Annotated in this window: 24 protein-coding genes; 16 read left to right on the top strand and 8 right to left on the bottom strand. The window is 69.0% G+C overall.

Translation table 11 applies throughout. The features are described from left to right. The first annotated feature begins 22 nt into the window (after positions 1-22). The 6 genes from FS845_RS17960 to FS845_RS17935 all read left to right on the top strand — a co-directional run bounded on the left by FS845_RS17960 (position 23) and on the right by FS845_RS17935 (position 5,391). Complete coding sequence (locus FS845_RS17960) at positions 23-829, top strand: enoyl-CoA hydratase (RefSeq protein WP_144637804.1); 807 nt, start codon at positions 23-25, stop codon at positions 827-829. Between the two features lie 88 nt (positions 830-917). After that, on the top strand, positions 918-1,895 hold the full coding sequence (locus tag FS845_RS17955) for an ABC transporter substrate-binding protein (RefSeq protein ID WP_144637802.1): 978 nt from the start codon (positions 918-920) through the stop codon (positions 1,893-1,895). 61 nt (positions 1,896-1,956) lie between these two features. Next, entirely contained in the window at positions 1,957-2,835 is an 879-nt protein-coding gene (locus tag FS845_RS17950) for an ABC transporter permease (protein WP_144637800.1), read from the top strand. 7 nt (positions 2,836-2,842) lie between these two features. Further along, on the top strand, positions 2,843-3,592 hold the full coding sequence (locus tag FS845_RS17945) for an ABC transporter ATP-binding protein (RefSeq protein WP_144637798.1): 750 nt from the start codon (positions 2,843-2,845) through the stop codon (positions 3,590-3,592). Between the two features lie 27 nt (positions 3,593-3,619). Then, the gene (locus FS845_RS17940) at positions 3,620-4,507 is read left to right on the top strand and encodes a polysaccharide deacetylase family protein (protein WP_144637796.1); all 888 of its coding nucleotides are present in this window, start codon (positions 3,620-3,622) and stop codon (positions 4,505-4,507) included. Positions 4,508-4,611: 104 nt separating this feature from the next. After that, entirely contained in the window at positions 4,612-5,391 is a 780-nt protein-coding gene (locus FS845_RS17935) for an SDR family oxidoreductase (protein ID WP_144637794.1), read from the top strand. Between the two features lie 33 nt (positions 5,392-5,424). Here the strand turns inward: FS845_RS17935 and FS845_RS17930 are convergent, their stop codons facing one another. Continuing rightward, positions 5,425-6,336, bottom strand: coding sequence for a DUF808 domain-containing protein (locus tag FS845_RS17930; RefSeq protein WP_144637792.1), 912 nt, complete (start codon positions 6,334-6,336; stop codon positions 5,425-5,427). 168 nt (positions 6,337-6,504) lie between these two features. Between FS845_RS17930 and bioA the strand changes: the two genes are divergently transcribed. The 3 genes from bioA to bioD are packed head-to-tail and all read left to right on the top strand — an operon-like array spanning position 6,505 to position 9,847. Continuing rightward, a complete protein-coding gene (bioA, locus tag FS845_RS17925) occupies positions 6,505-7,854 on the top strand; it encodes an adenosylmethionine--8-amino-7-oxononanoate transaminase (protein ID WP_260986332.1) in 1,350 nt (449 codons plus the stop codon). Then, complete coding sequence (gene bioF / locus FS845_RS17920) at positions 7,854-9,134, top strand: 8-amino-7-oxononanoate synthase (RefSeq protein WP_144638055.1); 1,281 nt, start codon at positions 7,854-7,856, stop codon at positions 9,132-9,134. Before bioA ends, bioF begins: the two co-directional genes overlap by 1 nt. Then, positions 9,131-9,847 carry a dethiobiotin synthase gene (gene bioD / locus FS845_RS17915; RefSeq protein WP_144637788.1) on the top strand — a complete coding sequence of 239 codons (717 nt, stop codon included), beginning with the start codon at positions 9,131-9,133 and terminating at the stop codon, positions 9,845-9,847. The genes bioF and bioD overlap by 4 nt, the downstream gene beginning before the upstream one ends. Positions 9,848-9,958: 111 nt before the next feature. Here the strand turns inward: bioD and FS845_RS17910 are convergent, their stop codons facing one another. Both FS845_RS17910 and FS845_RS17905 read right to left on the bottom strand, forming a co-directional pair. After that, entirely contained in the window at positions 9,959-11,149 is a 1,191-nt protein-coding gene (locus FS845_RS17910; RefSeq protein WP_144637786.1) for an acyl-CoA dehydrogenase family protein, read from the bottom strand. 5 nt (positions 11,150-11,154) lie between these two features. Further along, positions 11,155-12,108, bottom strand: a complete 954-nt coding sequence (locus tag FS845_RS17905) for a tripartite tricarboxylate transporter substrate binding protein (RefSeq protein ID WP_144637784.1) — start codon at positions 12,106-12,108, stop codon at positions 11,155-11,157. A 245-nt stretch (positions 12,109-12,353) separates the two neighbouring features. On the opposite strand from FS845_RS17905, the gene FS845_RS17900 reads away from it, so the two are divergent. From FS845_RS17900 to FS845_RS17885, 4 genes are all read left to right on the top strand, one after another. Then, positions 12,354-13,070 (top strand): SDR family NAD(P)-dependent oxidoreductase, encoded by a 717-nt coding sequence (locus FS845_RS17900; protein WP_144637782.1) that lies wholly within the window; start codon positions 12,354-12,356, stop codon positions 13,068-13,070. A gap of 62 nt (positions 13,071-13,132) precedes the next feature. Continuing rightward, positions 13,133-14,182: a cyclase family protein gene (locus FS845_RS17895; RefSeq protein WP_144637780.1), complete on the top strand. Its 1,050-nt coding sequence runs from the start codon at positions 13,133-13,135 to the stop codon at positions 14,180-14,182. Positions 14,183-14,195: 13 nt separating this feature from the next. Continuing rightward, a complete protein-coding gene (locus tag FS845_RS17890) occupies positions 14,196-15,812 on the top strand; it encodes an AMP-binding protein (RefSeq protein WP_144637778.1) in 1,617 nt (538 codons plus the stop codon). 41 nt (positions 15,813-15,853) lie between these two features. Further along, positions 15,854-16,600, top strand: a complete 747-nt coding sequence (locus tag FS845_RS17885) for a GntR family transcriptional regulator (protein WP_144637776.1) — start codon at positions 15,854-15,856, stop codon at positions 16,598-16,600. 175 nt (positions 16,601-16,775) lie between these two features. Here FS845_RS17885 and FS845_RS17880 read toward each other — a convergent pair whose 3' ends face one another. Then, positions 16,776-17,144, bottom strand: coding sequence for a PRC-barrel domain-containing protein (locus tag FS845_RS17880; protein ID WP_144637774.1), 369 nt, complete (start codon positions 17,142-17,144; stop codon positions 16,776-16,778). Between the two features lie 70 nt (positions 17,145-17,214). On the opposite strand from FS845_RS17880, the gene FS845_RS17875 reads away from it, so the two are divergent. Further along, positions 17,215-17,442, top strand: coding sequence for a hypothetical protein (locus FS845_RS17875; protein ID WP_144637772.1), 228 nt, complete (start codon positions 17,215-17,217; stop codon positions 17,440-17,442). A 261-nt stretch (positions 17,443-17,703) separates the two neighbouring features. Here FS845_RS17875 and FS845_RS17870 read toward each other — a convergent pair whose 3' ends face one another. Continuing rightward, on the bottom strand, positions 17,704-17,901 hold the full coding sequence (locus FS845_RS17870) for a DUF3606 domain-containing protein (RefSeq protein ID WP_144637770.1): 198 nt from the start codon (positions 17,899-17,901) through the stop codon (positions 17,704-17,706). Between the two features lie 84 nt (positions 17,902-17,985). Further along, a complete protein-coding gene (locus FS845_RS17865) occupies positions 17,986-18,627 on the bottom strand; it encodes a YrbL family protein (protein WP_186332325.1) in 642 nt (213 codons plus the stop codon). 387 nt (positions 18,628-19,014) lie between these two features. Between FS845_RS17865 and FS845_RS17860 the strand changes: the two genes are divergently transcribed. After that, complete coding sequence (locus tag FS845_RS17860; RefSeq protein ID WP_144637766.1) at positions 19,015-19,458, top strand: hypothetical protein; 444 nt, start codon at positions 19,015-19,017, stop codon at positions 19,456-19,458. Beyond that, positions 19,451-20,761 carry a PQQ-dependent sugar dehydrogenase gene (locus FS845_RS17855; RefSeq protein ID WP_144637764.1) on the top strand — a complete coding sequence of 437 codons (1,311 nt, stop codon included), beginning with the start codon at positions 19,451-19,453 and terminating at the stop codon, positions 20,759-20,761. Before FS845_RS17860 ends, FS845_RS17855 begins: the two co-directional genes overlap by 8 nt. A gap of 87 nt (positions 20,762-20,848) precedes the next feature. On the opposite strand, the gene FS845_RS17850 is transcribed toward FS845_RS17855, so the two are convergent. After that, the gene (locus tag FS845_RS17850; protein ID WP_186332324.1) at positions 20,849-21,916 is read right to left on the bottom strand and encodes a suppressor of fused domain protein; all 1,068 of its coding nucleotides are present in this window, start codon (positions 21,914-21,916) and stop codon (positions 20,849-20,851) included. A gap of 101 nt (positions 21,917-22,017) precedes the next feature. Next, positions 22,018-24,012: a PIG-L family deacetylase gene (locus FS845_RS17845; protein ID WP_144637762.1), complete on the bottom strand. Its 1,995-nt coding sequence runs from the start codon at positions 24,010-24,012 to the stop codon at positions 22,018-22,020. Between the last annotated feature and the right edge of the window lie 70 nt (positions 24,013-24,082).

Raw genomic sequence — 24,082 nt, 5'->3', positions numbered from 1 at the left:
CCCAATCAGGAGCCTGTCCGCCATGACCAATGTCACGCTTCCCCCTGGCCACGTGGCCGCCGACGAACTGGACGGCGGCGTGCTGCGCATCCGTTTCGTCAATCCCGCGCGCTTCAACGCCATGTCGCTGTCGATGTGGGACACGCTGGGCCGCCTGCTCGAGCAGGCGGCGCAACGTCCGGCACTGCGCGCCATCGTGCTGCAGGGCGAGGGCGAGCGCGCCTTCGTGTCCGGCGCCGACATCTCCGAATTCGGCGAACGCCGCAACGATCCCGAGCAGACGGCGCGCTACGACCGCGCGGTGGCCGGCGCGCAGGGCGCACTGACGCGCAGCCCGGTGCCCACGCTGGCGCTGATCCAGGGCGTCTGCATGGGCGGCGGCATGGGCCTGGCGCTGGCCTGCGACCTGCGCTATTGCAACGCCAGCGCGCGCTTTCGCATGCCGGCCGCGCGGCTGGGCCTGGGCTACGGGCGCGAGGGCGTCAAGCGCATGTGCGACGTGCTGGGCGCGGCGCGCGCGGCCGATCTGTTCCTGACGGCGCGCACGTTCGATGGGGCGGAGGCGGCCCGCATCGGGCTGGCGCACGAAGTGTTCGCCGACACCGACTTCGCGGCGCAGGCGCTGGCGCGCGTGCAGGCCGTGGCGGGCAACGCGCCGCTGACGCTGCGCGCGGCGCGCCTGGCCATGCGCCACGTGCTGGGCGGCAACGAAGCGCCCGCCGCGCAGCAGGTCGACGACGCCGTGCAGGCATGTTTTCGCAGCCGCGACTACCAGGAGGGCCAGGCGGCCTTCCGCGAGAAGCGGCCACCGGTTTTCACGGGACAGTAAGCGCGCGGCGCGTACCGTTTCCGCGAGTTCGACGGCCGCGCAGTGGCAACCGGCCGGGTCAAGCAGTCTATCCATCAGGGGAAAATACATGAAGACGCTTTACCGCACGGCCGTGGCGGCCGCGCTTTTCAGCTATGCGGCGCTGTGCGCCGCCGTGGGACCGGCGCCCAAGCCGGCCGCACAGACGCAGACCCTCACCATCGGCTTCGTCAAGGTGGGCCACCTGTCGCCCATGCTGGCGGTGGCCGAGCCGCTGAAGGCCTGCAACGTCGAGGTCAAGCCGGTGGAGTTCGTGCGCTATGCCGACGCGCGCACCGCGCTGCTGTCGGGCTCGGTCGACGTGTCCGGCATCGGTCCGGCGGACCTGGCGATCGCGCTGGCGCAGGGCAGCGAGCGCCTGGTGGGCCTGACGGGCGTGGCGTCCTCGCCCAAGTACCTGGTCACGCGCAAGGGCGTGAAGATCGACGACTGGAAGGACGTGGCCGGCAAGCGCATCGGCATCGCGCCGGGCTCGGCGGTGTGGTTCCAGTGGGCGGCCACCATGGCCGAGAAGGGCGTGCCCTACAACAGCTTCACCGCGGTCAACATCCAGGGTGGCGGCACGGCCTTCGTGCAGGCGCTGCAGCGCGGCGACGTGGACGCGGTGGCGCTGTGGGAGCCCTTCGAGTCGCAGCTGGTGACCGAGGGCACGGCGTACTTCGCGAAGAGCCTGGAATACAGCCAGTCCAAGGCGGTCGGCGCCGAGCTGGGCCTGCTGGCCGCCACGCGCGACGCGCTGCAGAACAAGCGCGACGCGGTGCGCTGCTTCCTGTGGGCCTACAAGAGCGCCGAGGAGAAGCTGGCGAAGGATCCGGAAGCGTTCGCGCAGGCCTATGCCAAGTACACCGGCCTGCCGATCGAGGTGACGCGCGAGTCGGCCAAGCTGATCAAGCTGGGCGGCGTGCTCGACCTGGACCAACTGCGCCGCCAGGCCAAGACCTTCAACGAACTGGGGGTGATCCCGAAGGACGTCAGCGGGCAGATCGACAAGGTCTGGGATCCGTCGCTGGCGAAGGAAGTGATGTAGGCCAGCCGCGCAGGCGGGCGCGTCTTCACGGGAAGGCCGCCCGGCGCACAAGGAGATGCAGGTGAGTTCTTCGACATTGAAACGGAAATGGCCGGCCGCCCCGAATGCGGCCGCCGCGGCAGGTGCGCCGGGCACGCGCGCGCCTGCCTCGCGCAAGCTGGGACGGGCGCTGCTGGGGCTGGTGGTGCCCGCGCTGATCCTGGTGGTGTGGCAGTGGGTGGGGCAGAGCGACGCCATGGCCGGCGTGGTGCCGACCCCGGCACAGGTGGCGCGCGCCTGGTATGCCTGGATCTTCGGCAATCCCGGCATGGGCCTCAATCCCTACCAGGGCACGTGGCTGGGCAACGTGCAATATTCCTCGCTGCGCGTGCTGCAGGGCTTCGCGCTGGCCATGCTGCTGGGCATCCCGCTGGGGCTGGCCATCGGCTGGAGCAAGCTGGTGTCGCAGATGATGGATCCGTTGATCCAGGGCCTGCGGCCGATTCCCATCACGGCCTGGCTGCCGTTCTCCATCGCGCTGTTCGGCATCCGCGACATGGGATCGATCTTCCTGATCTTCCTGGGCGGCTTCTACGCCATCGTGGTCAACACCACGCAGGGCGCGCGGGACGTGGATCGCAACCTGGTGCGCGCGGCCAGCATGATGGGCGCGCGGCCCGGCCAGATGCTGCGCCGGGTGGTGCTGCCGGCGGCCATGCCGTCGATCTTCACGGGCCTGCGCATCGGCCTGGGCATCTCGTGGACGGCGGTGATCGTGTCCGAGATGGTGGCGGTGAAGTCGGGGCTGGGCTACGTGCTGTGGGACGCGTATTACGTGGGCCGCATGGACATCGTGCTGGCCGACATGGTGTCCATCGGCCTGATGGGCTACATCAGCGACCGCCTGATCGTGGCGATCGAGCACCGCGTGCTGGCGTGGCGCATGCTGCAGAATCATTGAGGACGTCATGGCGGATATTTCGGTTACCCAACTGAGCAAGACCTATCCCGGCGTCACGCCGGTGCATGCGCTGGACCAGATCGACCTGCGGGTGCACGAGGGCGAGTTCATCGCGCTGCTGGGCCCGTCGGGCTGCGGCAAGTCGACCCTGCTGAACCTGATCGCCGGCTTCGAATCGCCGACGCAGGGCGAGCTGCGGGTCGGCGGCGCGGCGGTGACGCGGCCCGGGCCCGAGCGCGGCGTGGTGTTCCAGGAGGCCGCGCTGTTTCCCTGGCTGAACGTCTGGGAAAACGTGGTGTTCGGCCCCAAGCTGGCCGGCCAGCCCAAGAGCGAATACACGCCCCGCGCGCAGGAGATGCTGGAGATCACGGGCCTGTCGGCCTTCACGCGGCACCTGCCGGTGCAGCTGTCGGGCGGCATGCGGCAGCGCGTGGGCATCGCGCGCGTGCTGACGCTGGGCTCGCAGGTGCTGCTGATGGACGAGCCGTTCGGCGCGCTGGACGCGCAGACGCGCCTGACCATGCAGGAGCTGCTGCTGTCGGTGTGGCAGACGCTGCGCAAGACGGTGGTGTTCGTCACGCACGACATCGACGAGGCCATCCTGCTGGCCGACACCATCTACGTGATGTCGGCGCGGCCGGGGCGCATCGCCACCCGCATCCCCGTGCCGATCGAGCGGCCGCGTTCGCTCGAACTGATCACGGGCGACGTGTTCAACGACCTCAAGCGCGAAATCCTCAAACAGATGCGGCACTGAGCCGCCCGACTCCCTCCAGGCAACGACATGGCAAATCCCCGCATTCCCCACGCGTTTCCCGAAGACCGTCCGCCCTGCGTGCCGCCGGCGCAAGGGTCGATCATGGTGCACCTGGTCGTCAACGTCGAGAACTGGCGCTTCGACCAGTCCATGCCGCGCACCATCATCACGCCGCCGCACGGCAAGGACACCGTGCCCGACGTGCCCAACTTCAGCTGGGCCGACTACGGCATGCGCGCGGGCCTGTCGCGCATGCTGCAGGCCATCTCGGGGCGCGGCCTGCCGGCCTCGACCAGTTGCAACGCCAGCGTGATCGACGCTTACCCGCGCGCCGCCGACGCCATGCTGAAGGCGGGCTGGGAGTTCATCGGCCACGGCATGCATCAGCAGTCGCTGAACCATGGCGGCGGCGAGCAGGAACTGATCGAAAGCTGCCTGGAGAAGCTGCGCGGCTTCACCGGCCAGCGCCCGCGCGGCTGGCTCAGCCCGGGGCTGCGCGAAACCGACGACACGCCCGACATCCTGGCCGCGGCGGGCGTCGAGTACGTCTGCGACTGGGTGATCGACGACCTGCCCAACTGGATGCGCGTGAAGCAGGGCGCGCTGATCCAGATGCCGTACAACCTGGAGCTGAACGATTCGGTGATCTACGCCGTCGAGCGCCAGTCCTCGCCCGAGTTCCTGCTGCGCCTGGAGCGCACACTGGAGCTGTTCGACCGCGAGGCCGAGCAGTCGCCGCGCGTGCTGGCGCTGGGCCTGCATCCGCACCTGATGGGCGTGCCGCACCGCTTCGGCTACCTGGAGCAGATGCTCGACCTGCTGATGGCGCATCCCAAGGTGTGCTTCATGCGGGGCGGGCAGATCGCGGACTGGTTCAAGTCGCAGCATCCGGCGCCGATGGCGCAAGCGGCCTAGGGCATAGGGCTTCGGCCCGCGCCATGGCCATGAACGGTCCGGGCCTCCTGGTCCGGGTCGTAGCCTTCAACGCATGGCCTATGGAAGAGGCAAGGACGGCACGGATGGATCTGCAATTGAACGGCAAGCGCGTGCTGGTCACCGGCGCGTCCAAGGGCATCGGTCTGGCCTGCGCGCTGTCGTTCGCGCGCGAGGGAGCGCGGCCGGTGCTGGTGGCGCGCGACGCGCAGGCGCTGGCCGAGGCCGCCGCGCTGGTGGCGCAACAGACGGGCGTGCAGGCCGAGGTGCAGGCCTGCGATCTATCGGAGCCCGATGCCGCGGCGCGCCTGGCCCAGCGCGTGGGGGCGGTCGACATCCTGGTCAACAATGCCGGGGCCGTGCCCGGCGGCACGCTGGCCCAGGTGGACGACGCGCGCTGGCGCGCCGGATGGGAGCTGAAGGTCTACGGCTACATCAACCTGGCGCGCCTGTACTACCCCGACATGCGCCAGGCGGGCGGCGGCGTCATCGCCAACATCATCGGCATGGCGGGCTCGGCGCCGCGGCCCGACTACATCTGCGGCGCGGCGGCCAACGCGGCGCTGGCCGGCTTCACGCGCGCATTGGGCGCCGAGGGGCCGCGCCATGGCGTGCGCGTGTTTGGCGTCAATCCGTCGCGCACGCGCACCGACCGCGTGCTGGCCTTGGCACGGCAGCGGGCGCAGGCGCGCTGGGGCGATCCCGAACGCTGGCAGGAAACGCTGGCCGGCCTGCCGTTCAACCGCCTGATGGAGCCTGCCGAGGTGGCCGACCTGGTGGTGTTCGGCTGCTCGCCGCGCGCGGGGTATCTCAGCGCGACGGTGATCGACCTGGATGGCGGCGAGCAGTACGCGGGCAGGGCGTAGCGTCGCGTCGCGCGCGCAGGCCGCCCGCTAGGTTCAGGCGCCTTTGCCGAGCATTTTCCGGATGGCGGTCACCACGCCCACGATGACCCCGCCCGCCACGATGCCGACGACGGCGCCCAGCAAGGTGTTCACCAGGCCCTGCACCAGCCCGCTCGGTCCGCTGGCCGCCACGGCGCCCTCTACCGCGTGGGCGAGCATGGGCAGGCCGTGCACCAGTATCGATCCGCCCACCATGAACATCGCGGCGGTGCCGACGATGGACAGGGTCTTCATCAGATAGGGCGCGGCGGCGACGATGCCGCGGCCAATGGCCTTTCCGACGGCCGACGTGCGCCGGCTGAGGGCAAGGCCCCAGTCGTCCAGCCGCACGATCCCGGCCACTAGCCCATAGACACCGACCGTGACCAGCAGCGCGACGCCGGACAGCACCAGGGCCTGGGTCGCGAGCGTCGCCCCCGCCACGGCGCCCAGCGCGATCGCGATGATCTCCGCCGACAGGATGAAGTCGGTGCGCACGGCGCCCTTCACCTTGCTTTTCTCGAAGGCCACGATGTCGACGTTGGGGTCCTGCAGGGCCTGCACCCGCGCGGCATGCCCGTCGTCCTTGGCATGCAGGAATTTGTGCAGGATCTTCTCGAAGCCTTCGTAGCACAGGAACGCGCCGCCCAGCATCAGCAGGGGCGTGACCAGCCAGGGCGCGAACGCGCTGATCAGCAGCGCGGCCGGGACCAGGATGACCTTGTTGATCAGCGAGCCCTTGGCGACCGCCCACACCACGGGCAGTTCGCGATTGACGGGTACGCCGGTGACCTGCTGCGCGTTGAGCGCCAGGTCGTCGCCCAGCACGCCCGCCGATTTCTTGAGCGCGATCTTGCTCATCGCCGCGACGTCATCCAGCAGCAATGCGATGTCGTCGAACAGCGCGAAAAAACTGCTTCCCGCCATGTTTAAGCCTTTTGAAAGCTGGAGGATGTCGCAGTGTATCGGGTCGGCATGACAGGGCCTGTAAGCGTGCGTATCGCCGGACAACCGGGCGCGCGCAGGGCTAATATCGGGCCTCTGTTTTTTCAGGAACGGCGCCTGGACAGGTGTTGGCCGTTCATTGGAGTCCCCTTGAATTCCCCCGCAGCAACCGACGATTGGGTGGCCCGCAGCCTGCGCGCCGTCTGGCACCCGTGCACCCAGATGAAGCACCACGAGACCTTTCCGCTGGTGCCGGTTTCGCGCGGCGCGGGGCCGTGGCTGTATGACCGCGACGGCCGGCGCTATCTGGACGCCATCAGTTCGTGGTGGGTCAATCTGTTCGGCCATGCCAATCCGCGCATCAACGCGGCGCTGAAGGCGCAGCTCGATACGCTGGAGCACGCCATGCTGGCCGGCTGCACGCACGAGCCGGCGGTCGAGCTGGCCGAACGCCTGGGTGCGCTGACGGGGCACACGCTGGGCCATGCCTTCTTCGCCTCGGACGGCGCGTCGGCGGTGGAGATCGCCCTGAAGATGAGTTTCCACAGCTGGCGCAACCGCGGCCGCGACGGCAAGCGCGAGTTCGTCTGCGTGGCCAACGGCTATCACGGCGAGACCATCGGCGCGCTGGGCGTGACCGACGTGGCGTTGTTCAAGGACGCCTACGACCCGCTGATCCGCGCGGCGCACGTGGCGGCCTCGCCGGATGCGCGGCAGGCAGGGCCAGGGGAAAGCGCGGCCGAGGCAGCCGCCCGCGCGCTGGACAACGTGCGGGCCCTGTTCGAGGCGCGCGCCGACCGGATCGCCGCGCTGATCGTCGAGCCGCTGGTGCAATGCGCCGCGGGCATGGCCATGCACGATCCTGCCTACGTCGCGGGCCTGCGCGCCTTGTGCGACCAGTACGAGGTGCACCTGATCGCCGACGAGATCGCCGTGGGTTGCGGCCGCACCGGCACGTTCTTCGCCTGCGAGCAGGCCGGCGTGTGGCCGGATTTCCTGTGCCTGTCCAAGGGCATCAGCGGCGGCTACCTGCCGCTGTCCATCGTGCTGTGCCGCGACGAGATCTACCAGGCCTTCTACGCGGACGACACCGCGCGCGCATTCCTGCATTCGCATTCCTACACCGGCAACCCGCTGGCCTGCCGCGCGGCCCTGGCCACGCTGGACATCTTCGACGCCGAAGGCGTGCTGGCCGCCAATGCCCGCAAGTCGGCGCGCCTGCGCGACGCCCTGCAGCCGCTGGCCGGGCACGCGCAGGTGCGGGATCTGCGGCGGTGCGGCACTATTTTCGCGTTCGACGTGGAGATGGCCGATCCCGCCCAGGCCGCGAGCTTCGCGCGCCGCTATTTCCGCAACGCACTGGCGCGCGAGCTGCTGCTGCGGCCGATCGGCACGACGGTGTACCTGATGCCGCCGTACGTGCTGGACGACGGCGAGCTGGACTGGCTGGCCGGGCGCACGCGCGACACCTTGCTGGCCACGTTGGCGGAGGCGTCGTGATGCACCTGCTGGACGACCTGGAACAAGGGCTGCGAGACCTGGACGCGGCCGGCCTGCGGCGCCGCCGGCGCGAGGCGCAGACGGCCTGCGCGGCGCACATGACTGTCGACGGCCGCGAGATCATCGGCTTCGCCAGCAACGACTACCTGGGCCTGGCCGCGCATCCGCTGCTGGTCGAGGCCATGGCGGAGGGCGCGCGCCGCCATGGCGCGGGCAGCGGCGGCTCGCATCTGCTGGGGGGCCATTCGCGGGCGCATGCGCAGCTGGAAGACGACCTGGCCGAGTTCGCGGGCGGCTTCTGCGCGGCGCCGCGGGCGCTTTACTTCAGCACCGGCTACATGGCCAACCTGGCCATCGTGACGGCGCTGGCCGGGCGCGACGCGGCCATCTTCTCCGACGCGCTGAACCATGCTTCGCTGATCGACGGCGCGCGCCTGTCGCGCGCGGCGGTGCACGTCTATCCGCACGCCGACACGCAGGCGCTGGAGGCCTTGCTGGCCGCATCGCCAGCGCGCACAAGGCTGATCATGACCGACACGGTGTTCAGCATGGACGGCGACGTGGCGCCGCTGGCGCGCCTGCTGGCGCTGGCCGAGCAATACGGCGCGTGGCTGGTGGCCGACGACGCGCACGGCTTCGGCGTGCTGGGGCCTCAGGGACGCGGCGCGCTGGCGCAGGCGGGCCTGCGTTCGCCGCACCTGGTCATGGTGGGTACGCTGGGCAAGGCGGCCGGCGTGTCGGGGGCGTTCGTCGCCGCGCACGAGACGGTGGTGGAATGGCTGGTGCAGCGCGCGCGGCCCTACATCTTCACGACGGCATCGGCGCCGGCCGCCGCGCATGCGGTGTCGGCCAGCCTGCGCCTGATCGGCGGGCCAGAGGGGGATGCGCGCCGCGCGCACCTCGCCGTGCTGATCGAGCGGACGCGCGCCATGTTGCGCGCCACGCCGTGGCAACCGGTCGATTCGCGTACGGCGGTGCAGCCGCTGGTGATCGGCTCGAACGACGCCGCGCTGGCCTGCGCGGCCGCGCTGGAGCGCGAAGGCCTGTGGGTCCCGGCGATACGGCCGCCCACGGTGCCAGCAGGGACGTCGCGGTTGCGGATCTCCTTGTCGGCGGGGCATGCGTTGGAGGATCTGGAGCGATTGGAGGCAGCGTTGGGGCGGGCTGCGGCGGATGTGCCCGGCGCGATGGGAAATGCCGAGGATGCGGGGCGTGCTTCGGGACGCAGCGCGGCCGATGCGGCCAATGTCGCCGCCCATGACACCGAGGAGCCCGCATGACCAGCACCCCCTTGTCCCTGTTCGTCACCGGCACCGACACCGAGATCGGCAAGACCTTGATCTCGTGCGCGCTGCTGCGCGGTTTCGCCGCGCGCGGCCTGCGTGCCGCCGCCATGAAGCCGGTGGCCGCGGGCGCGTTCCTGCGCGACGGCATCTGGCACAACGAAGACGCGGACCTGCTGGACGCCGCCGCCAACGCGCCGCTGCCGCCCGCCGTGCGTACGCCCTATCTGCTGCGCGCGCCGGCCGCGCCGCACATCGTCGCCGAGCAGGAAGGCGTGACGATGGACCTGGGCACCATCCTGGATTGCCATGCGCGGGCCGTGCGCGACGCCGACGTGGTGGTGGTCGAAGGCGTGGGGGGATTCTGCGTGCCGCTGTCCGACACGCACGACACGGCCGACCTGGCGCGTGCCCTGGCGCTGCCGGTGGTGCTGGTGGTGGGCATGCGGTTGGGCTGCATCAGCCATGCATTGCTGACCGCCGAGGCGGTCGCGGCGCGCGGGCTGCGCCTGGTTGGCTGGGTGGCCAACTGCGTGGATCCCGACATGGCGCTCCGGGACGAGAACGTGGACGCCATACGCAAGCGGCTGGAAGGCACCTATGGCGCGCCGCTGCTGGGGGTCGTGCCCAGGCTGGCCTCTCCGGCGGCCGACGTCGCGGCGGGCTTTCTGGACGTCGATGGCTTGCTGCGAGCGCTGCGCGGAGAATGAAGGCGCGTCGGCGGAAACAGGGCGCCAGTGCCCGTACGACGAATGCATCCGTCGGGACGTCCCGCGGCCGAACCACGATCGCTCGGCAACGTCCTGGCCGGCCTCGCACGTTCAATCCGCCGCCTTCATCAGCTCCCGGCACACGATCAACTTCTGCACCTCGGTCGCGCCCTCGTAGATCCGTAGCGCGCGGATGTCGCGATACAGGCGTTCCAGCACGTTGCCGCGCACCACGCCCAGGCCGCCGAACATCTGCAGCACCCGGTCGATCACGCGCTGCGCGGCCTCGGTGGCGGCCATCTTGGCCATCGCGGTCTCGATGGTCGGCGCGCGCTGCCGTACGTCGCGCACCCAGGCCGCGCGATAGGTCAGCAGCGCGCTTTGGTCCAGCTCGGTCGCCGCATCCCCGAATGCCGCCTGCGTGATCTGGAAGTCCGCCAGCGCCTGCCCGAACATCCTGCGCTGACGCGCGTGCGCCAGACCCTCCTGCAACGCCCGGCGCGCGAAGCCCAGCGCCGCCGCGGCGACGGAGGCGCGGAACACGTCCAGGGTGCGCATGGCCAGCTTGAAGCCCTGGTTCGGCTCGCCCAGCATGCGGCTACGGTGCACCCGGCAGTCCTCCAGCCGCAGCGTGGCCAGCGGATGCGGCGACATCACGGCGATGGTTTCTTCCACGTGCAGGCCCGCTGTATCAGCATCCACGATGAACGCCGAGATGCCGCGCGCGCCGGCGTGCGCGTCGGTGCGTACGAACATGCAGTAGAAGTCCGCGATGCCGCCGTTCGATATCCAGGTCTTGCGGCCGTTCAGCACGTAATGATCGCCGTCCTGCCGGGCCTCGCAGGCCAGCGCCGCCACGTCGGACCCGGCATCGGGCTCGGACAACGCGAAGGCCGGAATGGTCTCGCCACGCGCCACGCCGGGCAGCCAGGCGCGCTTCTGTTCCTCGCTGCCGCCCAGCGAGATCGCGCCGCTGCCCAGCCCCTGCATGGCGAACGCGAAGTCGGCCAGCGCGTGATGCTGCGCCAGCGTCTGCCGGATCACGCACAGGCTGCGCGAATCCAGCTCGGGCAGCGCGCCGCCCCACGCATCGCCCGGTCCCGCCGGCACGCTGTATCGCAGCCATCCCGCCTGCCCCAGCGCGGCCACCAGCCGCCGGCAGGCCCGGTCCACATCCGACGCATCGCCGAGCGCCAGATGCTCGCCGCACCAGGCCTCGAGGTCCCGCGCCAGCGCGCGGTGTCCGTCATCCAGAAACGGCCATTCCAGCCAGCCGTCGAAGTATCCCGGGGCGATGCTCATGCCGTTCAATCCTTCTGCGCGTACTGCTTCAGCAGGGGCGTCCAGCTGGTCAGCGTGTCCTTCAGGAAGGCGCCGAACGCCTGCGATCCGCGGAAATCCACCTTCAGCCCGAACTGGTCGGCGCAGTTGGCGAACTCCGGCGTGCGCGCGGCGTGCTCGAAGGCGTCCTGCAGGCGCCGAACCACTGCGGGGTCCATCCCGGCCGGCCCCGAGATGCCCAGCAGGCTGGGCGCGACCAGGTCATAGCCCAGCTCTTTCAGCGTGGGCGCATCGAAACCCTTCATGCGTTCGTCGGTGTACACCGCCAGCAGGCGCAGGCGTCCATCGCGCACGTACGGCACCCACTCGGCGGTTTGTGCCATGAAGTCCACGTCGCCGCGCATCAGCGCGGTGATGGCCTCGGGGCCGCTCTTGTACGGCACGTGGGTCCACGTGGCGCCGATCTGCTCGGCCAAGCGTTCCGAGGTCAGGTGCTGCGGCGTGCCGACGCCGGCGGTGCTGTAGCTCAGCTTGCGCGGCCCCTTGGCGGCCGCGACCAGGTCCTTCAAGGTCCTGTAGGGCGAGTCGGCCTTCACCAGCACGCCCACCTGGTATTGCGCCACCAATGCGATGGGTGTCAGGTCGGTGGTGACGTCGTACTTCACGCTGGGCGTCAGCACCTGGTTGAGCAGGCCGCCCGTGGACAGCGACGCGATGCTGTAGCCATCGGGCTTCTGGCGGACGATGTAGTTGACGGACAGCGAGGAGCCCGCGCCGGGCCGGTTCTCCACGACCACCGTCTGCCCCAGGTTCTTGCCCACATCCATGGCCAGCGCGCGGTTGCAGACGTCGGTGCCGCCGCCGGCGCCGTAGCCCACGACCAGCGAAATGGGATTGCCGGGATATTGCGCGGCGGCCGGAAGGGCCAGCGCCGACAGGCAGCCCAGGGCCGCCAACTGCCGGAAGAATGCCGATTTCATTGTGCTCGTCTCCTTTTGTGGGCCTGCCGGGCGCGGGGCGTTGTGTGTTTTGGAAAGGGTGCCGCGCGGCTGTTTGGGCAGGCCGGCACATTCTGCCCGATTAAAAGATCATATATATAGATGTTTGTACTAATACCGACGGACGGTCCGCTGGGACTACGCTCTTGCCTCATGAGTCCGGTCCGGGCGCGTTGCCGCGCCGCAGCATGAGGCCGGCCGGAACACCCAACGAGGAGACGAGAACCATGAACGGCAAGCGCGTACTGGTGACGGGCGCCAGCAAGGGCATAGGCAAGGCCGTCTGCGAGCGCCTGCTCGCCGAGGGCTACGAGGTGGTCGGGGCGGCGCGCACGCGGCCCCAGACGCTGCCCGACGGCATGACGTTCCACAGCGTGGACCTGTCCGACAAGGCCGCGCTGGGAGGCTTCCTGACGGAGGTCTCCGCCACGCCGTTCTACGGACTGGTGAACAATGTTGGCATGGTGCCCCTGGCCCGCCTGGAGGACATCCGCGAGGAAGACCTGTACGAGGCCGTGCGGCTGAACGTCGAGGTCGCCATCCGCTTCACGCAGGCGCTGCTGCCGGGCATGCGGGCCGGCGGCGCGGGCCGCGTGGTCAACATCGCCTCGCGCGCGGCGCTGGGCAAGGCGGGGCGCTCGGTGTACGGCATGACCAAGGCGGGGCTGATCGGCATGACGCGCACCTGGGCGCTGGAACTGGGCGCGGCAGGCATCACGGTCAATGCCATCGCGCCCGGCCCCATCGCCACCGAGATGTTCACGGGGGCCAACGATCCCTCGGACACCGCCACGCAGGCCTTGATGAAAGGCATACCGGTGGGCCGCGTGGGCCGGCCGGAAGAGGTGGCCCACGCGGTGGCGTACTTCATCGACCCGCGCTGCGGCTTCGTCACGGGACAGACCCATTACGTGTGCGGCGGGCTGACGATCGGCGCGGCATGAGCACGAAGGTGCACCGGTGAGCGTGGCCGCCGGATACCGAACACCATCCACAGAGAGACAGCATGAAGCGTTGGAAGAACAGGCCCGAAGGTTCCACCTGGGGCGATTTCGGCGAGCACGACCAGTTGGGCCGCATCAACCTGCTGGGCCCCGACCAGGTGCTCAAGGGCGTGCACGAAGTGCGGCGCGGGCAGGCGTTCTGCCTGTCGCTGCCGCTGGACCTGCCGGGCGGCATGGCGCTGAATCCCCGCCGCAAGCCGCCGCGCCTGAGCGGCACCGAGCGCGACGGCGTGCCGTACATGAACTTCCCGATGGAGAACCTGGATCCGTCTTCCATCGACGTGCTCAGCGACGATCAGGTCTTGATGTCGCTGCAGTACTCCACGCAATGGGACGCGCTGGCGCACGTCGGCGCCTGGTTCGACGCCGACGGCAACGGCACGCCGCGCAAGGTCTACTACAACGGCTACGCGGCGGGGGAGGACGTCCTCGATGCGCCGCGGCCTCATGGCGATCACGATGACAGCTGCTGCGGCAGTGGCGGCCATGCCATGGGCGCGCTGAAGCTCGGCGTCGAGAACTTCGCCGTCAATGGCATGCAGGGCCGCGGCGTGCTGGTCGATTTCACGCGTCACTATGGCCGCGAGCGCAAGCTGATCGGCTACGGTGAGCTGGCGTACGTGATGGAGAGGGACGGGGTGCAAGTCGAGCGCGGCGACATGCTGGTGCTGCGGACCGGCTTTGCCGAGGTAGTCACCGAGATGGCCGGCAAGCCCGACGCCGACGTGCTCCACAAGACCTGCAGCGTGCTGGACGGGGCCGACCAGCGGTTGCTGGACTGGATCACCGACAGCGGCATCGCCGCCATCTGCGCCGACAACTACGCGGTCGAGGCCTATCCCGCGCGCGACCGCGAGGGCCGCAAGTCGCTGCTGCCGCTGCACCACCATTGCCTGTTCAAGCTGGGCTTGCCGCTGGCCGAGCTGTGGTACTTGAAGGAGCTGGCAGAGGCGCTGCATGCGCAGGGCCGCAACCGCTTCCTGCTGACCGCGCCGCCGCTGCGCCTGCCCGGCGCGGTGGGGTCGCCCGTCACGCCCATCGCCACGATCTGACCGGGACGGCGCCATGGACTTCCATACCTTGCTCACGCGGCACGCGCGAACCACGCCCGGCCGCATCGCCTTCCAGGACGAGGATCGCGCCATCGCCTACGCCGGCCTCGCCGACGAGGTCGAGCGCCTGGCGCGGCTGATGCAGGAGCGCGGCGCGCGGCGCGGGCAGCGCCTGGCGCTGTGGATGCCGAACTGCATCGAATGGCTCGTCACCTTCTTGGCCTGCGCGCGGCTGGGCATCACCGTGGTGGCGGTCAACACGCGCTTTCGCGAGCACGAGGTCGGGCAGCTGCTGCAGCGCGGCAGGTGCGCGTGGCTGGCGCTGTGGCCGTCGTTCAAGGCGCTGCCGTTCGTCGACGTGCTGCGCCGCATCGATCCGGCCGTCCTGGCGGGCGTGCGGCACGTGCTGGCCGTGGGCGACGGCGCGGCGTTGCGCGCGCTGCGCGACGAGGTCGTGCCCGGCCTGTCCGTGCTGGCCTACGATGCCGCGCCGACGGATGGCGCGGCGGCCATCGCCGATCCGGGCCAGGCCGACGATGGGGCGCTGGTCTACACCACGTCGGGCACGACCTCGGCGCCCAAGCTGGTGCTGCACCGCCAGGCCGGCCTGATCCGCCATGGAAGCATCGCGTCCGAAGCCTATGCGGTGTCGCGGGACAGCGTGGTGCTGCTGGCCGCGCCCATGTGCGGCGCGTTCGGATTCTCCACGCTGCTTGCAGGATTGATTCCCGGCGCCACGCTGGTGTCGCTGCCCGTGTTCGATGCGGCCGCCACGGTGCAGCAGATCCATCAATATGGCGTCACGCACACCTACGCCAACAACGAACTGATCGACCTGCTGCTGCGCCAGGTGGCGGGGCAGCAGCAGCCTTTCCCATCGCTGCGCTACGTGGGGTATGCCAGCTTTTCTCCGTCCATGAACGACCTGCCCGAACGCGCACTCCAGGCCGGCATCCCCATTGCCGGGCTGTACGGCTCGAGCGAGCTGCAGGCGCTGGTGGCGGGCCATACCCTGGACACGGCCTGGGAACATCGGCGCGAGGCAGGCGGGACGATCGCGTCGCCCGAGGGCAGGGTGCGCGCCGTGGACCCCGACACGGGGCGGGCATTGCCGCATGGCGCGATCGGCCAGATAGAGATCAAGGCCCCCAGCCTGATGGCCGAGTATCTGGACAATCCCGAAGCCACGCGGCGCGCCGTCAGCGAAGACGGCTATTTCCGCACGGGCGACCTGGGCTACACGGTGCACGAGCGCATGTTCGTGTTCCAGGGGCGCGACGGCGAGTACCTGCGCCTGGCGGGCTTCCTGGTCAATCCCATGGAGATCGAGGGCTATATCGCGCAACTGGACGGAGTACGGGCCGTGCAGGTGGTCGGCGCGCAGAAGGACGGCAGGACGGTGCCGGTAGCGTTCGTCATCGCCACGGCCGACGCGGCCGCTGACGCCGACGCCGCGGAGGCCGCGATTCTTGGCGCGTGCGCCGCGGCAATGGCAAAATTCAAGGTTCCGCAGCGCGTCGCGTTCGTGCAGGAGTTTCCCACCGTGCAAAGCGCCAATTCCAACAAGGTGCAGAAACATGCCCTGCGGAACATGGCGCAGGCGCTGCTGGACGGCGCGCCGCCCCGCTGATGCCCACCACAATGCCCACTGCGGGTTGAAGAGCCCTCTGAATGCCCGACGCCAATGCCTCCGAGGTGCTGTCCCGCAGCAAGCAGCCGCTGTACCTGCAGTTGGCCGCGGAATTCCGGCGCAACATCGCGCAGGGCGTGTGGCCGCCGGGCGCGCAGATTCCCCCGCTGGAAGCGCTGATGGCGCAGTACCAGGTGGCGCGCATGACCTTGCGCAACGCCATCGGCATCCTGGAGGACGAGGGCTATATCCGGCGCGGCCGGGGGATCGGCACCTTCGTGCAGGCCAAGATTCCCACGGTGGCCGAACTGCAGATTCCGTCGAACTGGCAGGAGACCGTCGCGCTGAGCGACGTGCTGGGTACGGAAAGCATCTTCGACCGCAAGGACGCCATCGCCACCTTGCCCGACCTGGGCATGCAGTATTCGGGGGCGTATGCCGAAGCCTATCGGCACCTGTGCCGCCTGCATGTCAAGGACGGCGTGCCGTACTGCTTCAGCGAGGTCTACGTGGCCCACGACCTGTTCAAGCAGCACAAGAGTGCCTTCCTGAAGGCCGCGGCCGCCTCGGTCATCGAGCGCATTCCCGGGCTGGTGCTGCATGCCGCCCGGCAGAAGATCACCATTGCGGGGGCGGGCATACAGTCGGCCCAGGCCCTGAACCTGAACGTGGGCGACAGCGTGGCGGAGGTGCGGCGCTATGCGTGCGACGCGGACAGGCTGATCTACTTCGCGCGCCTGGAGTTTCCGACGAAGTTCGTGAAGCTGGAGTTCGACCTGCTGCGATAGGGGCGGACGTGGACGGCGGGACGTATCACGGCCCTGGCGCGCCGCTCGGCGCTTGGCTTGCAAAAAGTTCCCCCCGCAGGGCCCCGGCGGATGTGCGGTACCGCCTGGACAAGCACGGGGCGGACGCTGGCCGCGTCCGCCCCGTTTTACTTCCTACTGCTCGGACGCTCGCGCCTTACTGCCAGGGCACCCCATAGTGCTCGTGCACCCGGCGGCCATACTCGTCGGTATATTCCGGCGCCTTGGACGTCTCGTAGCGCGGGGCGTTTTCCAGCTGCGACTTGTCCAGCGGCACGACGTAGCCGTCCACGCCGGTGTCGTACTTCAGGACGTTCCAGGGCAGCGGATAGCGGTCGGTGCCCATGCCCAGGAAGCCGCCGAATTCCAGCACGGCGTAGCGCACCTGGCCGGAGCGCTTGTCGATGATCAGATGATCGATGGAGCCCAATTTTTCGCCGGCCTGGTTGTACACCTTGGTGCCTTCCACACGGCTGGACGTGATGGTGCTCGACGCACCGGTCGTGGGTTGCGTAATCGAATTCATGGTTCCTCCGATGAACAGTTTCACTGAACCGCGGCGAACTTGCCGCGATGTGTAGTGTTCAGCAAGCACCATGCCTGCCCGCAGCGTCCCGTCCCGCTATTTGCCGGCCAGAAGCAATGCCACCACCGTCCTGTCGGCCGGCACGATGGCGCTGTCGGCATATGGATATTCGGCGCTGTTCAACGCCACCGGCGAACAGCATCGCATGCTGTTCCTGACGGCCGCGTTGATCCTGGTCTTGGCGCTGGCGGCGGACCTTCTGCGAGCACGGGCCGAGCCGCCGAGACCCGGCGACTGACGGGACGCGTACACGGTCGACCATCGGCGCGCGTCGAATGAACAAAGGCCCGGGGCAGGCGCCCCGGGCCATTTTCCTGCAAGCTTCAGACCATTAGAAGATGAGCTTCAGGATCCCGGTCACGGTCAACAGACCCACGATGAAAATGATCGCGATGATCCACAGCAGTATTTTCATGGTTCTTCCTTTTTGATTTTCAAGGTTGCCGCAGGCATGCACGCCAGGCCGCGCGATGACTCGACGCGGATCGGCGCGCAGCCCTCAACTCGTACGACCCGTCGCGGGAGTTTCAAGGTAGCCGGTCACGGCTTCCACGGACGGCCCGACCTGGTGCACCGCTTCACGCAGCTGATCCTGGGTGACGCCGAACTTTTCGCTCCAGTAACGGCATTCCCATTCCTCTTCCACGTTGATGCGGGAGCGGTCGCTGGGCCCTCGATTCTTCAGATCGTCTGTCATCGGTGATCCTCGTATACGAAACATCGTATCGGCACCGTAGCAACTGCCGTGCCTGGCGACGGCCGCGCAGGCGAGCAGCCCGGATTACGGATGCGTCACGCTGTCCGGCAGGCCGTCAGCCAGATCCATCGCATCCAGGCGGCGCGGCGCCGACGCCAGGATCTTGCTGTGGATGTTGGACCGATGCTTGTTGGACTTCAGCCTGGCCGTCAACCGCTCGATCCAGCGAAACGTACATCGCAGGCGGTATTCCATGTCGAAGTGGCGGCCGCCCAGGCCGTCGATGAAGGCCAGCCGCGGCTGGCCGTCGGGCCCCGCCTGCAGCACGACGTTGTCCTGGCTGGCGTCGACCCATACCACGCCATGCCGGACCAGCCAGTCGAGCGCGTCGTTCAGCAGCGCGGCGGCCGCCTCGTCCGACAGCGCGCCCTGCGCGCGCGCCTGCCGCAAGGTGGGCGCGGGGGCGCCCTGGGCGTCCACCACCAGGTCCGTGACCAGGCCCACGCCGCGGTCCGTGGTCACCCAGCCATGCACGCGCGGCACGCGCGCGTCGATCACGCCGCACTCGTACAGGTGCAGCGCGTAGTGGCTTTCCAACAGGTTTTGCAGATGCGAACGAGGTTTGTCCTTGGCGACCTTGATGCAGCGCGCCGGGTGTTCCGGGTGCCGCCAGCATTCACGCAGATGCCCCGCGCCGATTTTCTCCGTCAGGACCAGTAATCCCACTGCCACCCTCTATCAGGTTCTCGATGTTGCGGCGCTTGCCGACGTCCGCGTCGTGTTATTCGAATTTGTCGCGAATTTGTAATGTGGCGACATTTTCACTGCGGATAATCGGCGCAACAAGCAACTTCGCTCTTTTAATCAATACTAGTTGTTACGGTGCCGCAAAGTCTCGCGCTCGCGATAACGCGGCACCCTGGCGGGCCGAATGCGCAAGGTTTTGAATTGATTTCCCCGAGCGAAGCCATGCATTGCAGGGCAGAGTCTTCAGGGTTCGTCCGCACGTTTTTCCCCCGGCGGCACGCCGCTTGCGGTCAGGCGGCGCGCCCGGCCAGGCCACGCCCGCCGATTTACATGCCGGTCGTCTCGTCGATTCTCCTGAGAGGTGCCATGAGATCCCTTGCCCTGCAGTGCCGTTCCCGCCTGGCGACGGCCATCTTCGATCTGCTCGACCCGATCGTCTTCGGACTGTTCGTCGCCGGACTGATTTTCGACGTGATCTATGCGTCCTCGCCCATCGTGATGTGGGTGAAGGGGGCCGCGTGGCTGGTCAGCCTGGCGCTGGTGTTCGCCATCATTCCGCGGCTGATCAATCTGGCGCACGTATGGATCGTGTCGCGCCGCACGGTGTCCGGCGCCGAGCGCCTGGATTTCTGGCTGAACCTGCTGGCCATCATCGTGGGCATCGTCAATGCCTTCGTCCACACCCGCGATGCCTACGGCGTGATGCCCATGGGCATGTGGCTGTCGGCCATCACCGTGGCGCTGCTGTGCCTGGGCCGTATCGTGCTGGTGTCGCACAAGGCACACGTCGTGGAGCTGCGCCATGAATAAGACGATGATGGCAAGAACGACGGGCGCCGCGCTCGTCTTGGCCGTGCTGTCCGCCTGCAACGATGGCGCCGCCGTGGATCCGAAGGACCAGGTCGGACCCGACCCGAAGCTGCCGGCCGCCCAGAGCTTCCTGATGCCGCCCATGCAGGTGCCCGAGGGCGTGGGTTGGCAGGGCAACGCCATGCCCAAGGTGGCGGCGGGCCTGAAGATCGAGAAGGTGGCCGACGGCCTGCAGCATCCGCGCCAGCTGTACACGCTGCCCAACGGCGACGTGCTGGTGGTCGAGGCCAACGGCCCGGGCACCGCGCCCATCACCACGCCCAAGGCGGCGCTGTCGGGGCTGGTGAAGACCCGCTCGGGCAAGAGCGGCAAGGGCGGCAACCGCATCACGCTGCTGCGCAACGAAGGCGGCAAGTGGCAGCAGCACGTCTTCCTGGAGAAGCTGAATTCGCCCTTCGGCGTGCAGCTGATCGACAACACGCTTTACGTGGCCAACACCGACAGGATCATGGCGTACCCGTACACCGAGGGCGCCACGAAGATCACCGACCCGGGCCGCGAGTTCGCCGACCTGCCGGACACGATCAACCACCACTGGACCAAGGCGCTGCTGGCCAACGGGGACGGCACCAAGCTTTATGTGGGGGTGGGCTCCAACAGCAACGTGGGCGAGAACGGGCTGGACGTGGAGTACCGGCGCGCGGCCGTGCTGGAGGTCGACGTGGCCACGCGAGGCAGCCGCATCTATGCCTCGGGCCTGCGCAATCCCACGGGCCTGGGCTGGGAGCCGCAGACGGGCAAGCTGTGGGCCATCGTCAACGAGCGCGACGAGATCGGCGCCGACCTGGTGCCCGATTACCTGACCTCGGTACAGGACGGCGGCTTCTACGGCTGGCCCTACAGCTATTTCGGGCAGAACGTGGACGTGCGCGTGTCGCCGCAGAAGCCCGAACTGGTGAAGAAGGCCATCAAGCCGGACTACGCGATCAGTTCGCACGTGGCGCCGCTGGGCATGTGGTTCTACAAGGGGCAGAACCTGCCCGAGAAGTATCGCGGCGGCGTGTTCATCGGCGAGCACGGCAGCTGGAACCGCACGCCGCTCAACGGCTACAAGGTCGGCTTCGTCGCCTTCAAGGACGGCAAGCCGACGGGCCAGGTCGAGCCGGTGGTGACGGGCTTCGTGTCCGACGATCAGAAGCAGTTGTACGGCGCGCCCGTGGGCATCACCGAGGATGCGCAGGGCGGGCTGCTGATCGCGGACGACGTGGGCAATGTGGTCTGGCGGGTGACGGCGGGCAACTGAAGCCTGCCTCCTGCCGTGGGCCGGCGCAGCCGGCGGTAGGCAAAGCGGTGCGGGCAGCATGCCGCGCCGCTTTTGCTTGCGCACCGTCTAGCCTATGGTCTGCACGACGTTGCCCTTGGGGTCCTTGATCTCGGTGGGGCGGACGTCGAGGCGCAGTCCCTTGAACGACTTCAGGGGATATTCGCCACGCCGGGGCTGCAGCAACTGCGCGATCTCGGCCAGCGCCGCACCGTCCAGCGTGATGTACAGCACGTTGTCCTCCGTGCGCAGCGCATTGGCGTCGCCCGGCTGGAACAGCACGCTCATGCGCCCACCCAGCAGCCGCAGGTTGCGGTCGAAGGGCAACCGCAGCGGCAGCAGCGTGGTGGCCTCCTGCACCTGCAGCGCGCCGATGGTGACGACAGTCACGGGCTTGCCCAGCAGGCGCTTCTGCTGCCGCCAGTCCAGCTCATCGGTGTAGACGCAGCCGGTGGACGAGCCGTCGGCCGCCTTGCCCCGCGCGATGCGGTCCCGCACGCCGGGCTGGTCCAGCAGCGACGGACGCGCCAGGTCGGTGATCCACAGCGGCATGTGCGGCTGCAGCACGTCCAGCAGGTTCAGCGTGCGCCATTGGCGGGCCGCGTAGGCCTCGTCCTCGGTCAGGCCGATGACCTGCAGGAATTCGAAGCGGCCGTTGGGCGTGTCCCGGGCCGGCATCTCGGGATCGGCGGCGAAGGCCACGTAAGTGAGCCGCGTGTCTTCCTCGACCGCGATGGGGCCGTTGGCCGCCATCCAGTCGCCGTCGCGGAACACGTTGCCCGTCTGGAAGACGTAGCGCGCCAGGTTCTGCAGGAAGTTCAGCGCCCATGCGGGCGGCTCGTCGGCATCCGGCGCGCAGCGCAGCCGCAGGGTGAGCTCGAAGCCATAGCCGCTGATCTGGGCGTCGTCCGATTCCTTCTGGTAGAGCTCGGTGAAGCCGTAGGTGACGAAGTGCCAGTGGGGCAGGGGCTCCATCCGCTTGTAGGCGCTGATGCCCTGCAACGGGTCCGGGCCGCCCAGCCTGTGGCTGATGAGGGTGCCGTAGTGCTTGGGCTCTTGCGTGGGGTAGATCGTCTTGCAGGCCGCGTCGATGGCGTCCCAGCCATGCGCGACCTCGTCGTCGTCGATATCCGTCATGAAAGCGGTTCCGGTGATTGGAGGGACCCTGGCGCCCCGGTATCGTACCGCCTTCATTCGCGGGCACAAGGCGCGGTTGTCGCGCCTCGTACCCGCCCGTATCACTTGGCTTGCGCGGTCCCGGCGATGGCGGGCGTGGTCGTGGCGATGACGGTGGGGATCGTCTTGCCGAAGGCACCGCCGCCGCCGGACGGCAGGGCGGCCAGCGCCGTGGCCGCGGCCCAGACGCCGCCGCGGCGCGCCAGCACCTGATAGGTCTGCGGATTGCCCGAGCTGCGGGCCACCACGTACAGCGTGCCGTCCACCATGCGCAGGGAGGGCAGAGAGCTGGCGGTGGCTTCCAGCAGCGTGGCGCGGCCCTGCTCGACCAGCCACAGCGGGCCGCCGGCGCGTTCCAGCACGGACACCAGCACGTTGCCCTGCGTGTCGGGCCCGATGGCCGGCTTGCCGACGTACTCGACGCCCAGGTCGCGGGCGGCGCCCCAGTGGATCGCGGCGGCGCGCGCGGTGGCGGGCTTCTCCTCGGCCACGCGCATCAGGTGCCTGTTGTCGCGGTTGCGCAGGTAGAGCTCGACCAGGCCCTGCGCGTTGCGCATGGCGGCCAGGCCGCCGGCGCTCGGGGGCACGGGCACGGGCTGCCACGCGGCCCAGCCGCCGTCGTGGCCGACGGCGCGCTGCGTCGTGGAATAGGCGTGGCCTTCGCGGTCGATGGCGAAGACGACGTAGCGGCCCGCTGCGTTCCTGGCGATGGCGGGGCTGCCGAAGGCATCGGCCAGCGCGGGCAGCGGCTGCCAGGCGGTCCAGTCGCCGCTGATGCCCGACGGCGTGGTCCAGTAGTAGCGGCCGTCGTAACCCATGGCCACGGCGGCGCCGTCGCGCGGCGCCACCACGGGGCTGGCGGAGAAACGCACGCCGGACATGGCCTGCCAGCCTTTCCAGCTGCCGTCCACGCTCTGCTTGTTCACCCACAGGCCTCCCAGCGTGTCGCGCGCGAAGACGCCGGCTGTGGAGTCGGGATACGTGAACGACACCAGCGGGCCCGCGGTGCGGCCGCCCAGCGAGGTCCAGCGGCCTTTTCGCGCGTCCCACAGGTTGACGGCGTCGTTGGCCTCGCCGGCCGCGAACACCAGCAGGCCGTGGCGCGCGTCGCCGTACAGCTCGGGCGCCACGTCCTGGCGCGACACGTAGTAGGAACGCTGCACCCACGCGGCCGCGGGACCGGCGGGCTCCTGGCAGCCCGCGGGGCCCTTGCAGTAGTGGTAGTCCTCCCACGCATAGCGGCGGAAGATCTCGGACTTGGCGGCGGTCTCGGCGTCGCTCAGGTTGGCGGCGCGCTCCTGCGTGGGATAGTCGACGTAGCCCGCCTCGGCATAGTTGCCGGGCACCCGCGCCATGGCGTCGCGCACCAGGCGGGCGCTGGCGATGTGGTCGGGATGGCTGTGGCCGGCGCAGCGCCAGCACAGCTGCGTGTAGGGCACGGACACCGTGTCGTCCAGGTGGCGCACGGTGGTGGGGCCGTAGTTGCGGATCAGCGAGGCCAGCGTCCTCACCAACGCGTCGCGGGTGTAGGTTTCCTGGTTCGGGCCCAGCGTGTCCGAGGTGTTGTCCGGCACGGACTCGGTGCGGCTGAGCGGCGTCAGGCTGCCCCAACCCTTGCCCAGCCACGGGTCTTTCAGGCGCATGTGCACCAGCTGCACGCGCGGGTTGCCCTGCAGGGTCACGCGCGTGATGGCGTGCCCGTCGGCCTGCAGGGTATCGGTGCTCCACAGGTCGGGCTGGCGCGCCATGTAGGCATAGGCGGCCCGCACCCCTTTCTCGCGTCCGAGCATGTAGCCGTCGCCCTCGCCGGCGTCGCTGGCGGTCAGGTAGACGATGCGCACGCAGCCGCCCGCCTCGATGTTCGAGGCGATGTCGGGGTTCATGAACAACAGGTCGTCGTCCAGGTGCGCCACGAATGCCATGTCCTTGATGCCATGGCATTCTTCCAGCGTCGGTGCGAAGGCGGCCGCGGCTGCGGCGTGGGCGGTGTACAGGCCTGCGAGACAGGGCAGGATGAAGCGGGCAAGGATGCGGCAGAAGACCGCGGCGGCTGACATGGCGATTCGCAAGAGGGGGGTGAGACCCTGGAAATGAGCGCGCAAGCTGGCGTGCCTTTACAGACTGCGA

It is taken from the genome of Bordetella genomosp. 13, assembly GCF_007679965.1.
Classification (GTDB): domain Bacteria; phylum Pseudomonadota; class Gammaproteobacteria; order Burkholderiales; family Burkholderiaceae_B; genus Bordetella.
Note: the sequence above shows the minus strand (reverse complement) of the source record. Positions and strands in the feature narration are given on the sequence as shown.